The sequence below is a fragment of the Arthrobacter sp. HY1533 genome (genome assembly GCF_027568515.1).
In the GTDB taxonomy this organism is placed as follows: Bacteria; Actinomycetota; Actinomycetes; order Actinomycetales; family Micrococcaceae; genus Specibacter.
The window spans coordinates 66,092-79,484 of the sequence record NZ_JANKZF010000001.1; the positions used below are offsets into that span (position 1 = coordinate 66,092).

A 13,393-nucleotide genomic window follows, 5' to 3' on the forward strand; every position below is an offset into this window, starting at 1 on the left:
GGTGCACCCGGTTCCGCGTGTCCGCCCCTGGCCCCTAGCGTCTGCCTTCCCATCAGTCCATTAGATGGTGGCAGCACCGTGGCGTCAAGGAACTCACCGCCGTGAACACGCAGTAGCTGCCCCCAAACTCAGGTTTGGGGGCAGCTACTGCGTGTTCACGAAGATGTGATGGTCTACGGGACGATGCCCACCCGGACATGGCCTCCCGTTGCCGCCTCCGTGATGGCCTCGTCCAGCTCGGACAGCGGGAACGTGGTGCCCACCAGCATCGCAAAGGGATACGCGCAGTGGCGCTTCTCCAAGTACTCCACAGCGTCAGCCAGGTGGCGCGGCGTGTAGTTGTGGACGCCGCGGACGGTCTTGAGCCCTCGGACCATGGCCTCGGGATCCATGGGCACCCGGCCCACGGGGTGGACGCTGCCCACCAGCACCGCCACTCCCCCAATGTCCAGGCAGGCAATGGCCTGCGCCACGGCCGGGGCCGAACCGGAGGCCTCGATGGCCACGTCAAGGCCGTCGTCCAGGCCCAGCGATGAAAGCACTGCAGCAAACGCCGTGGGTGAACCGGGCGGAAGCAGCGGATCAACCGTTGCCACGGCACCGAAGCGCAGCGCCGTGGCCCGTCGCAGCGGGTCGGGGTCCGAGACGATGACCCGGGCCCCGCGGTCTGTGGCAATGGCCGCCGCCGTCAGGCCCACCAGGCCGGCGCCTGTCACCAGCACGGTGGCGCCGTCCAGTTCCGTGACCGCAGCCGCAGCATCCACCGCGGCCATGGCCGTCGCGGATGCACAGGACAGCGGAGCGGCAATCTCGCGCGGCATGGATTCGGCCACGGGAACAATCGCCGTGCCGGCCCGCAGGTGCGTGTGGGTGGCGAATCCGCCGCTGAGCTCCCAGCCGTGGCGGACCTGTTCGTGTCCGTACTTGGCCAGCGTTCGGCACTTCTGCGGCAGGCCGCTGAGGCAGCGGTCGCACTCCGCACAGGAAACCATGATGGACCAGATGACCCTCTCGCCCAGGCGCAGGGGCGTGCCGTCGGCCCGGACGGCGCCGGCGCCCAGGGCAGCCACGCGTCCCACCTGCTCATGCCCCAGCACCAGCGGCACGGGGGCCGAGCGGCGGCCAGAAACCGTGTGGAGGTCCGAGCCGCACACCGTGGCGAACTCAATCTCCACGAGTGCATCCCCGGGTGCGAGGCAGACCTCCGGCACGGCCATGAGCTCGTGCGGGACGCCAACCTTCATCCAGGCCATGGCCGTGGGCGGCGGTGAGAGTGTGATGCGGGCGGTGGGCCCAGGCTCGACTACTGGGGCCGGCTCGACCACCGGGGCCGGCGATTCCTGGACAACTGGTGATGCACTCACTTGAACACCTTCCGCATCCACATGGCCAGGCCCTCAACCACCAGGACAGTCACCAGGATCATCAAGACAATGGCAGTGACCACGCCGTACTTGGAGCCCTGCCCGGCGTTGAGCAGGTAGTAGCCGATGCCGCCGCCGCCCACAATGCCCAGGATGGTTGCGGCACGGATGTTGGTGTCGAGCATATAGAACGTGTGGCCGATCAGCGACCGCACGCCCTGCGGGAACGTCGCCCCGAAGAAGACCTGCAGGCGGGTGGCTCCCGTGGCAGAGAGCGCACGCTCCGGGCCAGGGTTCACCTCTTCAAAGGAGTCGGCAATGAGCTTGCCGAGAAGTCCGACGCCGCAGATGGCCAGGGCCAGGGTTCCTGCCTGCCCGCCCAGGCCCGTGATGACGATCAGCACGATGGCCAGGATGATCTCCGGAATGCCGCGGATGATGACCAGGACCAGGCGCGATGAGCTGCGGACCAGCCCGTTGGGGGCAACATTCCTGGCTGCAAGGGAACCGATGACCACCGAGGCCACAAGCGTCAGCAGCGTCGCAGCCAGCGCAATGGCCACGGTTTTCCACATGGCCTCCAGCATGGTGGCGTAGTCGTAGTTGCCGAAGCTCGGCGGCCAGAACTGCACGGCCACGGCGGGAATCTTGCCCCACACGGTGAGGAAGTCGCGCCACTGGATCTCGCTGACAAACACGCTGCCCACCACCACCAGGACCGCCGCGGCCCCCCAAACCGCATTGCGGCGTCGTGCGTGGTTCCAGGGACGGTGCATGGCCGCCTGGGGGTTGGCGAAGCGGACGACGTCGGCCAAGGTGGCCTGCGCCGTCTTCTTGCCAAAGCGGCGGACCAGACCGTCGCCGATGCCGCGGCCTGTGGGTGCGTGGCCCAGCATGGCGGAGCGGACGGCGCTGGACACGATTTCCATCAGCACGCACAGGGCGAAGATGACGATGGCGTAGCCCATGCCCAGAGAGTAGTCCATGGCCTTGAACGCGTAGGACATTTCGCGGCCCAGGCCAATGATGCCCACGTAGCCGAGGATGACGGAGCCGCGCAGGTTGATGTCGTTGCGGTGCAGCACGGTGGCCACCCAGGAGGGCAGCACCTGCGGCAGGATGCCTGAAACGAATTCCTGGGTCTTTGTGCCGCCGGCGGCGCGGATGGCCAGGCGCGGGCCCTCGTCGACCTGCTCAATGGCGTCGGCGAACATCTTGGAGATCATGCCGATGGAGTGGATGCCGATGGCCAGGATGCCCGGCAGGGCGCCCAGGGAGAACATGAGGACAAAGACCATGGCCAGGACCACGTCGGGGATGGCTCGGGTGAGCACGCCGACGAAGCGCCCTGCCATGCGCCAGGCCGGGCCGGGGGTGGTGTTGGAGGCGGAGATGATCGCGACCGGCACAGAGATGGCGGCAGCCAGGAGCGTGCCGCACAGCACCAGGCCCACCGTGAGGGCTGTCAGGTGAATCAGATCGCCCAACGGCGCAAAGGTCACGCCGCCAACGCGGGCAAAGAAGCGTTCGGCGTTGTCCATGCTTTCGAGCATGGCCGTGGGCGAGATGCCGATGCCCTGCAGGGCCTGGATGGCCAGGAGGAACAGGACGACGAGCGTGATGGTGGCGCTGATGCGCTCGGGGGAAGCCTTGCGTTTGGGGGCGCGGGCCTCAATGCTGTTTTTGGAGGCACGTGTGCCCGGGGTCAGTGCTGCGGAGCTCATGGTGTTGTGGGCCCCGTCCCGGCTGCTGCCTTTTCCTGGGCGGCGGCGAGGTCGCGGGCAATCCGTTCGCGGTGTCCGGGGGTGTCGAGTTCCTCGGCGATGGCCTGGAACTCGCTCGTGATGCTGGTGGGCTCAACCTGGCCGTAGATGCCCATGGCTTCCTCGCGGGTCATGTTTTCGGTCAAGGTGTTCAGGACCACCTTGCCGTGGCGCAGGCCCACGATGCGGTCCGCCCAGGACAGGGCCAGGTCCACCTGGTGGAGGCTGCACACCACGGTGAGTCCCTTGTCGCGGGCAATGTCGCGGATGAGGTTCATGACCTGGTCGCTGGACTCGGGGTCCAGGGAGGCTACGGGTTCGTCGGCGAGGAGGATTTCCGGTTCCTGCATGAGGGCGCGGGCAATGGCCACACGCTGCTGCTGGCCGCCGGACAGGGTGTCGGCTCGCTGGTAGGCCAGCTGGAGCAGGCCCACGGTTTCAAGATGTTCGAGGGCGCGCAGGCGGCGGGCCTTGCCGTAGCCAAAGAGGCCCAGGCGGGGTCCGCGGACCGCCGCGAGCGAGCCGGTCAGCACATTTTCCAGCACCGTCAGTGAGGGCACCAGTTCAAACTGCTGGAAGATGAAGCCAACGCGGCTGCGCAGGCGGCGAAGTGATGCACCGTTCAGGGCGGCAAGGTCCTCCCCCAGCACCTGGACGGCGCCGGAAGTGGGAACTTCCAGGCCGTTCAGGTGCCGCAGGAGGGTTGACTTGCCGGAGCCCGAGCGGCCGAGCAACACCACGAGTTCCCCGCGGCCTGCCTCGAAGCTGACGCCGTCGAGTGCCGGGTTGTCACCGAAGCGCTTGACGATGTTGGCTACTTCTACTGTCCTGTCGCGTTCAATGCCGGCAGTGGCAGGTGAAGGCATGCTTTGGGTGTGTCCCATGGTGTTACTCCTTATGTCCAGGAATTGCGGTGGTGGCTATTACTGGCACTGCTTGGCGTTGGTGGTCTTGCAGATGTCGCGGATGGTGTCGTAGTAGTCATCCGTGACGGGCTTGGTCTCGTGGAAGACGCTGCGGAAGGCCTCGGAGTCGGCGTTCTTGATGCCGGCGGCGATGATCTGGTCGATCGTGACGTCCTTGAGGGTTTCGGTCAGCTTGGTCTGCAGGTCCGCCGGGAGCGTGGAGGACATGACGACGGGTGCGCCGGGAACCTTTGTCTCGCCGATGACCTGGACCTTGTCGCTCTTGGCAACTTCGCTGTCCTCGGCGAAGCCTGCCTCGCACTCAGCACCTTCAGCCGTCTTCTGGACGCTGACATCGTGCTTGCCGGCGAAGACCGGGGTGATGTCCTTGGCGGGGTCAACGCCTGCCTTGAGCAGGTTGTAGCTCGGGAAGAGGTAGCCGGAGGTTGAGGACGGGTCAACGAAGCAGATCTTCTTGCCCTTCATGTCCGCGTAGCTTTTGATACTGCTGCCCTTGGGGACGATGGCCTGGGAGAAGTAGCCGGGCTCTTCGCCTGCCTTGGTCACGATGGAGGAGATGGGTGTCAGCTTGGCGCCCTGCTTGGTGGCGGTGACGTAGGTGAATCCGGAGAAGGAAGCGACGTCGATCTTGCCGGCGTTGGCGGCTTCAATCAGTGCGGCGTAGTCGGTGGACTCGTGGTACTGGACCTTCTTGCCGGTCTGCTTGGCGATGTAGTCCATCAGGGGGGTGTAGTTGGTCTCGGTGTCCACCGAGTCGGGGACAACACCAAAGACGAGGGTGTTTGCATCAACGGCAAACTTTCCGGCCGAAGCTCCTGCGTTGACATCGGAGGTGGCGTTGTCCGCGGGGGCGGAGCATCCGGCCAGGGTTCCGGTGAGGAGCGCCATGCTCAACAGTGCTGTGGAGACAGAGCGGCGTGAGAGTTTCATGAGGTGATGGAGCCTTTCAAGGTCTGCAAGGTCTGCATGCCGGAGGGATCTTCCCTGGACCGGCCTCAAGAATGCTATGCATCACTTGCTAACGCTTGACCAACACAAGAGCACCTGTTGGTGAACATTTGTTGGGGAGGTGTTCATGTTCATACAAGTTCAATTGGGGCGGCTTGTGGCTGGGGCGGTGATAGCCGCCGGGGCTCTGGCGCCGAGGGGCAAGTTGTTCATACAGGCCCGGCATGGCTGCCCTTGGTGCGGGCCGGCCTGCCCCTGCCCGGCAGCCAAAAGGACACAACGCAGAACCTTAACGCTAATGATTCTCATTTAAGTTATGCTGTGGCATGTGAAGCAAACAACAATGTCATCCGGGCGCCCCTGGCCCGACGCCGCAGCCACCACCGCTCATCGGGGGCCGTTTCGTAGGCGAAGGAACATGGCCGCCCTGCTGCTGCTTCCCGGCCTCGGCGCAGTTCTTCTGGTTTCTGCCGCCACCGGACCGCTGGCAACCACTGTGCATGAGTCGTGGCTCATCATGATTGGGCACCTGCTGCCTGGCATGGGCTGGATGGGCGATGGCACCATCACCGTCGCCCAGGACCAGGCTGTCTGGAACTTTCGCCTGCCGCGCGCACTGCTGGCCGGGATCGCCGGAGCCAGCCTTGCCCTGGCCGGGGCATTGCTCCAGTCCAACGTCCGCAATCCCCTCGCCGAGCCCTACATCCTTGGCATATCAGCAGGTGCCGGCGTCGGCGCCGTGCTGGCCATCGTGGCCGGCTCCACGGCCGTGGCCGGACTGGGCCTGAATGCCGCCGCGTTTGCCGGCGCCACAGTTGCCACCGTGCTGGTCTACTTGCTGGCCCGGCAGGGCGGGGCAATTGCCCCGTCCCGGCTCATCCTGGCGGGCGTTGCCCTTGGCTCCCTGCTTGCCGCCATCACCAACTTCCTGACCATCAGCACCGAGGCACAGAATGTCTACAGCGTGCTCTTTTTCCTGCTCGGCAGCGTATCGGCGGCCAGCTACCCCCAACTGGTCCTGCCGGCCTTGAGCCTGGCCGCCGTCGTCCTGTACTCCATGCTCCGCTCACGGGCGCTCAACGCCATGCTGGCCGGGGACGAGACGGCCTCGGCGCTGGGTGTCAATGTTCCGGCCATGCGCCGCAACCTCCTGCTTGCCACGGCATTGTTGACGGCCACAACGGTGGCGGTGTGCGGCGGCATCGGCTTTGTGGGACTGGTTGTTCCCCATGCCACCCGACTCCTGGTGGGGGCCGACCACAGGGCCACGTTGCCGCTGACAGTCCTCGGCGGCGCATTTTTCCTCATGGTGGCCGACCTGCTGGCGCGCACCATCGCCCAGCCCGCCGAAATCCCGCTTGGCATCCTGACGGCCGCGGTGGGGGCACCATTCTTCCTGTGGCTCATGCGCACCCGGGGTGCAACGGCCGCAGGGGTTGACCAGTGAGGGTCACATTCGAGGACGTCGGCGTCCGTATCGGGGAGCGCTGCCTGTTTCGCGGTGTCAACCTGGAGGTGCCCAGCGGTTCGGTGCTAGGCCTTCTGGGCCCGAACGGCTGCGGAAAGTCGACCCTGTTGCGGACCCTCTACAGGAGGCACAAACCCACCTCCGGGGCAGTTCGGCTGGACGGGATCGACGTGCGCGCCCTGGCCGGGCGCGAACTGGCGCGGCGGGTCGCAGTCATGGCACAGGAAACCAGCCACGACTTTCCGGTAACAGTCCATGGAATGGTCATGTTGGGGCGCGTGCCGTACCAGCGTGGATTCGGCGCCGACTCCGACGTCGACAGGGGGCTGGTCGACACGGCCCTGCGTGAGGTGGGTGCACTGAAACTGGCCGGCCGCCAGTTTGCCGGGCTCTCCGGCGGAGAGAAACAGCGCGTCCTGCTGGCCCGCACATTGGCCCAGCAAACGCCTGTGCTCATCTTGGACGAGCCCACCAACCACCTGGACATCTCTTTCCAGCTCGAACTCATGGCCCTGGCCACAGGGCGCGGCCTCACCGTGCTGGCCGCCCTCCACGACATGAACATTGCCGCGGAATTCTGTGACCACCTGGCACTGCTCCAGGGTGGCGGGATTGCCGCCGTCGGGCCTCCCGGCGACGTGCTCGGCGAGGACACCATCCAGGCTGCCTTCGGGGTCCGGGCACGCACCCTTGCCCACCCGCTCACGCAGCGCCCGCTCATCGCCCTTGCCAGGCCAGCACCGGATGCGGCGGCCATGGCCCACCAACCCGCAAGACCCAATGAACCATAGTTAAGGAACGCCATGAACAAGAAATGCCTGATGATGCCCCCCGCAGTGATACTGGGGACAGTCCTGCTGGCCGGATGCGGCCAGGCCGTGGCTGGCAAGACAACCGCCGGCCACGTGGATGGGGCCACCACGATTGAGAATTGCGGCCGTACCCTCACCTTCGCCACCGCCCCGCAACGCGTCGTCGCCATGACCCCGGGCCAGTCTGAGCTGCTGGTGCGGCTCGGCCAAGCAGGCAAGGTGGTTGCCGAGGCACAGAGCAAGGGCCGTGAGCTGCTGCCCGAATTGGCGGCAGCCGGGCAGGCCACGCAATTGAGCGAGCAGGGGCCGCCCTCACGTGAGGTGCTGCTCGGGGTGGCGCCCGACCTGGTCCACTCGCCCACGGGCTACGAGTTTACGGCCGAGCAGGGCTTTGCCAGCGTGGAGCAATTGAAGTCCAGCGGTGCCGAGTCTTACATCGCAACAGCCGGTTGCCTGGAGCGGCGCAGCAGTGCGGAGGTGCGGGACCTGCTCACGGACATCGCCAACCTTGGCACAATCTTCGGGGCCACGGAGCAGGCGGCGAAACTCGGCGCGGAGGCGCAGGGTGCCTTGGATGAAACGCAACAGCGCGTTTCCGGAAAAGTCAGGCCCACTGTGGCCGAACTGTTTGTGGAAGGCAACACCATTTCAGCCATCGGGGCCGGCATCGAGCACAACATGATCGACATCGCCGGAGGCAGGAATGTGTTTAGTCCCAGCGACGCGGCCTTCGCGCAGTTCTTCTCGGCCGTCATCTCGGCGGAGACACTGGTGGAAAAGGACCCCGAGGTCATCGTTTTCACCACGATTGACGAAGCCCACGGGCAGGCGACACGGGACTTCCTGAAGCAAAAGTTCCCGCATGTCCAGGCCGTGAAAAACGACCGCCTGGTGGCACTGGACTCCGACGACGTCATGCCGGGGACCCTAGGCAACATCCGGGCCGTGGAGCAGGTTGCCCGCGCCCTTCATCCGACCGCCTTCTAGGCACCAATCCGACCGTCCGGGAGGCCCAGCCGGCCGCCCGGACCGTTCACGAAGACAGGACTTCCGTGCTGATCAACAAGCGGCTGATGGTCATGGCCCGCAACCATGACACATCCCTGAAGGCGGCAACGGCCACGCTCTGCCTTGGCACAGCCACATACTGGGCGCAGGCGTGGTTCCTGTCCCACGCACTGGCCGCACTCCTGCCGCCGTCAGGCCCGGTCCCCGGCGGACCAGCGGCGGGGGCTGCCGCGGCAGGCCTCCTCTCCGCCGTCCTGGCCTGCGGGCTCGTGCGCGGCGCCATCGCACAGTTGCACGTGCGCCATGCCCGCGCCTTGGGTGCCGCCGTCCGCCTTGACGTGCGCGACACCCTCGCAGCTGCCATGCTGGATCCAGCCAGGCTGCACCTCACCGCCGAGCGCAGCGGTGCCCGCCGGGTTGCCCTCAGCGATGGTGCGGACGGGGTGGACAGCTACATCACCGCCTACATACCCCACGCCCTGCAGTTGCGCATACTCTGCCCGATCCTGCTGGTTGGCGTGGCGGCATTGAACCCGCTGCTCGCGGCGGCGCTGTTGCTGGCGGCCGCCATCGCCCTGGGTGCTCCCCGCCTCTGGGACCGCATAATGGCCAGGCGCAGCAGCACCCACTGGGACTCCTACGAATCCCTGGGCGCCGATTTTCTTGACGCCCTGCAGGGCATGCGGACACTAAAAATCCTTGACGCCGTCCCCCGCTTTAGAACGCGCCTGGACCGCCGTTCCACAGAGCTGCACCGTGCAACAGTGGCCACGATGCGGCTGTCCCTGGCGGATACGGCCCTGACAGACTTCGGCATCCAGGCCGGGCTCCTGGCCGCAGCGGCCCTCACGGCACTTTCCTGGCTCGGCCTGGTGCCGCCCGGCGTGGTTTCAGACCCGGCCATGGCCTTTCTGGCACTCATGCTGGCATCGGAGCTCTTCAGGCCCGTGCGCGACCTCGCACGACAATGGCATGCAAGCTACGTGGGGCTCGCTGCCCTGGCCGGCATTGAAGCGGCCGGGGCGCAGGGATGTGCGGCAACACCCGCACCGAAGTCCCCCGCGCCCCGGCACAGCGGGCAGGCGGCACAGCCTGGCCACGGCACACCGGCCCGGGACCGCCGGCTTGTTCTGCAGGACCTGCGGTTTCGTTACTCCACCGAACAACCGTGGGTGCTCGACGGCGCATCCGCCGAGCTGCGGCAGGGCGAAGTGACGGTCCTTGCCGGCCCATCGGGCGCGGGGAAATCCACGCTCTTTGACGTCATCCTCGGATTTCTCCCCGCGGAAGGAAGGTGCCTGTTGGACGGGGCAGCCCTCACCGCAGACGATGTCGGCGTGGTGTCCCAGCACAGCTACCTGTTCCCGGGAACCATCCGCAGCAACCTGGCTGCCGTCAACACCTCCGCCGGCCCCGAACAGATGCGCCGTGCACTCGTGCAGGCCGGGCTGCGGCGTGAACTCGCCCAATGGCCGCTGGGCCTGGACCAGGCGGTGTCGGAGGCCGGGGATTCCCTGTCCGGCGGCCAGAGGCAACGGATGTCCATTGCCCGTGCCATTCTTGCCGAACGCCCCGTGCTGCTGCTGGACGAGCCCACTTCGGCACTGGATCCATCCTTGGCCGCCGAACTCATGGCGGCGCTTCGCACCCTGGCGTCCCAACGCATAGTCTTCGTGATCGCCCACCGTGCAGAGACCCTGGCTGCCGCCGACAGGGTGCTTCACCTAAGAGATGGCGCCCTGTGCGAACTGTCCGATACCGCGCTGCGGCGGTCGCCGTGAGGCGGTGGGCGGCCCACCCGGTACTGGGCCTGCTTCCGCACTTGGCCGGGCAGCGCGCCGCCGTGGCGTGGACCGGCATCGTGGACCTGGCCAACAATGCGGCGCTGGTCTTCCTGGCCGTGGCCGGCTCCCATTGTGTGGCGCTGGCCGTGCTCCACCGCGAGCTCGCGGCACCACCATGGTGGCTTGCCGCAGCAGTGGCCGTGGTGTTGCGGGCGGCGTTGACCTGGCATGAGATGGACCTGTCCCATTCCGTGGCCTACCGGGTGCTTGCGGCGCTGCGCATGGGACTCTTTGACGGTTTCGCCCGGGGCGTGCCGGCACGCAGGCCGGGGCTGCACACCGGCAAACTGGCGGCGACAGCCATGGGTGACGTGGAACGGCTCGAGTTCTTCTATGCGCACACCGTGGCGCAACTGTCCTCCGCTGGGGTGTTGCTTCTTGGCTGCTCGGCAGCCCTGCTGGGCATCTCCCCCGGCATGGCGGCCTGCCTCGTTGCCGGCGTCGGCGCGCTCGTGCTGGTGACCGTTCCGTGGCTGCGGGGCAATGCCCGGCTGGGCGGGCTTGTGCAGGCTGCCAAGGCGGACGTGTCCGCCACTGCAGTCGACATTCTGCAGGGCAGCCGCGAGATTGCCAGCTACGGCCTGCAGGGGCAGGTCCGGCTGCAGCTGGCCGCTGCAAGCCGCACAGTGGAAGAGCTTGAGCGGCGCCTGCGGGTCCGCGAAGCTGCGGCCTCGACACTTCGGGAGCTCAGTTCCCTGGCCATCCTGGTCGCCGTCTTCCTGATGGCCTGGCATCAACCGTCCCTGGATCCGGCGTGGATACCGCCGCTCATTGCCGGAACCATGGTGGCCCTGTCCCCGCTCGTGGAGGCTGTGGCCATGATGACCCAATTGCAAGCCCACCACGCCAGTGCCAGAAGGGTGCTCGAGGGCATCAACTTGCCACCGGAGGAGCCGCCCAACACGGGAATCTGCACACTGGACCCCCGCGGTCCGCTCGGCATCCGCGTGCGCGGGGCGTCTTTTGCCTACACCGGCGCGGCGCCCGCCCTGGCGCCGCTGTGGTTGACTGTGCGCCCCGGTGAACACCTTGGCATTGCCGGCAAGTCCGGCGCGGGCAAGTCCACCTTGGCGCGCCTGCTCATGGGGCTCTGGGCAACCGACTGCGGCACGATCGAGCTGTTGACGCAGCACGGAACGCCCGTTGACCTGCACGCAGTGGACAGAAGCGACTTCCGGTCCCAGGTGACACTGGTGGAGCAGGACACCGTGGTGTTCCACGGCTCCCTTTTGGAGAACCTGCGCCTGGCAGCACCCCATGCCAGCGAGGAAGAGGTTGCATGGGCGCTTGAACAGGCCGGGCTGCCGCTGGATGGCGGCACCTGGCCCGTTGGCATCCACACCCTGATCGGCGAGGGAGGGACCGGCCTGTCCGGAGGGGAACGAACGCGGATCGCCCTTGCCCGTGCGCTGGTGCTGCGGCCCCGTTTGTTGCTGCTGGATGAAACCACGGCCAACCTGGACGCGGATGCTGAAGCCAGCGTACTGGATGCCATTGCACGGCTTGCCGGGACCACCACAGTGATCACCATCTCGCACCGGGAATCGACCCTGCGGCGATGCGACCGCCGGGTGGACATCGGGGACCTCCAGAAACCGGGAGGCCGGCCCGTCCAATGACCGTCAGGCGCTGCGTTCCTCGACGTCGTCCGGACCGGTAAGGTCCATCGCCATCAGAGGAACAACCTTTGACCGGGTGACATACCAGTGGACAGCCCAGAGGCCCAGAAAGATCGGGATGCCGATGTAGGCGGAAAGCACCTCCATGGCGCGGCCGGCCAGCACGGCCTCATAGTTCTGCCCGGCAATCACCAGGATCAGCACGGCGAAGGCCAGCAGCGGTCCGAAGGGGAAGAACGAGGCCTTGTACGGCAGATCGCTGGCCTTGTTGCCCTGGGCCAGGAAGGCGCGCCTGAACCGGTAGTGGGACACGGCGATGCCGGCCCAGACAATGAATCCGCAGAGGCCCGAGACGTTGAGCAGCCATGCGTAGGCCGAGCCCTGCCCAACGATCGCGCTCAGGAAGCCGAAGAGGCCCACAGCTGAAGTCGCCAGCAGGGCGGCAATGGGAACGCCCCGGGAGTTGGTGCGGCCGAAGATTTTGGGCGCCTTGCCGTCGTGGGCCATGGCGTACAGCATGCGGGTTGAGGCGTAGAGGCCGGAGTTGCCCGCGGAGAGGATCGCGGTCAGGATGACAGCGTTCATGAGCGAGGCTGCGAAGGCAATGCCAGCACGTTCAAAGACCAGGGTGAAGGGTGACGCGGCGATGTCTGCCTCGCCGGAAGCCAGCAGGCTCGGGTCGGTGAATGGAATCAGGCAGCCGATGATGAAGATGGCGCCGATGTAGAAGATCATGATCCGCCAGAAGACGGAACGGATGGCGCGCGGGACCTCGCGGCGGGGGTTTTTGGCTTCGCCGGCGGCAACACCCACCAGCTCGGTGCCCTGGAACGAGAACCCGGCGATCATGAACACGGAAATGATGGAAACCCAGCCGCCGTGGAACACATCCTCGCGGTTCTTCCAGTTGCTGAGCCCCTGCGGGCCATCGCCAAGGATGCCGAAGATCATGAGCGTTCCGGCCACCAGGAACAGGATCACTGCCACGACCTTGATGAGGGAGAGCCAGAATTCGCTTTCACCGAAGGCCTTGGCGGAGAGCGCGTTGATGCCCGTCAGGACCACCAGGAACGACCCGGCCCAGACCCATCCGGGAACGTCCGGCAGCCAGAAGCTCATGATGATGCCCGCGGCAACAAGTTCCGCGGCAACGGTGATGGCCCAGTTGAACCAGTAGTTCCAGCCAATGGCAAAGCCAAACGACGGCGACACGAAGCGGGTGGCGTAGGTCTGGAATGACCCGGCCACGGGAATCTTGGCCGACATTTCGCCCAGGGACTGCATCAGCAGGAACACCATCAGGCCCACCAGGGCATAGGCGAGCAGGGCGCCGCCCGGGCCGGCCTGTGCGATGGTGCCGCCGGAAGCCACGAAGAGGCCCGTGCCAATGGCTCCACCAATGGCGATCATTTGGAGGTGCCGGCTGCTCAGGCCGCGCTTGAGCTCGTTGTCCGGCAGCGCGTTCTTGTTGGACGGCTTCGGCGAGGCCAAGTCTGTGGCCGGATCTGCGGAAATCTTGCTCATGGGTGTTGGACTCCTGCCCGGGACGGTGAATTCTGCCAAGCCGGCGAGGTCATGCCGAAGCGACCCGCGTTGCCGCCCTGCGGCATAGCAGGCAATCGTGTCCTGGCACACGCCGAG

At 66.4% G+C, this 13,393-nt stretch carries 10 protein-coding genes; 5 read left to right on the forward strand and 5 right to left on the reverse strand.

The features are described from left to right. Positions 1 to 173: 173 nt before the first annotated feature. From PCK14_RS00345 to PCK14_RS00360, 4 genes are read right to left on the reverse strand one after another with little or no spacing between them, the layout of a single operon-like run. Positions 174 to 1,364, reverse strand: coding sequence for a zinc-binding dehydrogenase (locus tag PCK14_RS00345; protein WP_269936466.1), 1,191 nt, complete (start codon positions 1,362 to 1,364; stop codon positions 174 to 176). Continuing rightward, the gene (gene phnE / locus PCK14_RS00350; protein WP_269936467.1) at positions 1,361 to 3,088 is read right to left on the reverse strand and encodes a phosphonate ABC transporter, permease protein PhnE; all 1,728 of its coding nucleotides are present in this window, start codon (positions 3,086 to 3,088) and stop codon (positions 1,361 to 1,363) included. The genes PCK14_RS00345 and phnE overlap by 4 nt, the downstream gene beginning before the upstream one ends. After that, a complete protein-coding gene (gene phnC / locus PCK14_RS00355; RefSeq protein ID WP_269936468.1) occupies positions 3,085 to 4,011 on the reverse strand; it encodes a phosphonate ABC transporter ATP-binding protein in 927 nt (308 codons plus the stop codon). The genes phnE and phnC overlap by 4 nt, the downstream gene beginning before the upstream one ends. A 39-nt stretch (positions 4,012 to 4,050) precedes the next feature. Beyond that, a complete protein-coding gene (locus PCK14_RS00360) occupies positions 4,051 to 4,983 on the reverse strand; it encodes a phosphate/phosphite/phosphonate ABC transporter substrate-binding protein (protein WP_269936469.1) in 933 nt (310 codons plus the stop codon). A 436-nt stretch (positions 4,984 to 5,419) separates the two neighbouring features. On the opposite strand from PCK14_RS00360, the gene PCK14_RS00365 reads away from it, so the two are divergent. From PCK14_RS00365 to PCK14_RS00385, 5 genes are all read left to right on the forward strand, one after another. Continuing rightward, on the forward strand, positions 5,420 to 6,448 hold the full coding sequence (locus tag PCK14_RS00365; RefSeq protein ID WP_269936470.1) for a FecCD family ABC transporter permease: 1,029 nt from the start codon (positions 5,420 to 5,422) through the stop codon (positions 6,446 to 6,448). Continuing rightward, positions 6,445 to 7,260 carry an ABC transporter ATP-binding protein gene (locus tag PCK14_RS00370; protein ID WP_269936471.1) on the forward strand — a complete coding sequence of 272 codons (816 nt, stop codon included), beginning with the start codon at positions 6,445 to 6,447 and terminating at the stop codon, positions 7,258 to 7,260. Before PCK14_RS00365 ends, PCK14_RS00370 begins: the two co-directional genes overlap by 4 nt. Positions 7,261 to 7,272: 12 nt before the next feature. Further along, complete coding sequence (locus PCK14_RS00375; RefSeq protein ID WP_269936472.1) at positions 7,273 to 8,268, forward strand: ABC transporter substrate-binding protein; 996 nt, start codon at positions 7,273 to 7,275, stop codon at positions 8,266 to 8,268. Between the two features lie 65 nt (positions 8,269 to 8,333). Beyond that, entirely contained in the window at positions 8,334 to 10,070 is a 1,737-nt protein-coding gene (locus PCK14_RS00380) for an ATP-binding cassette domain-containing protein (protein WP_269936473.1), read from the forward strand. Continuing rightward, a complete protein-coding gene (locus tag PCK14_RS00385; RefSeq protein ID WP_269936474.1) occupies positions 10,031 to 11,752 on the forward strand; it encodes an ATP-binding cassette domain-containing protein in 1,722 nt (573 codons plus the stop codon). The genes PCK14_RS00380 and PCK14_RS00385 overlap by 40 nt, the downstream gene beginning before the upstream one ends. A 3-nt stretch (positions 11,753 to 11,755) precedes the next feature. Here the strand turns inward: PCK14_RS00385 and PCK14_RS00390 are convergent, their stop codons facing one another. Beyond that, on the reverse strand, positions 11,756 to 13,276 hold the full coding sequence (locus PCK14_RS00390; protein ID WP_269936475.1) for an amino acid permease: 1,521 nt from the start codon (positions 13,274 to 13,276) through the stop codon (positions 11,756 to 11,758). Positions 13,277 to 13,393 lie beyond the last annotated feature (117 nt).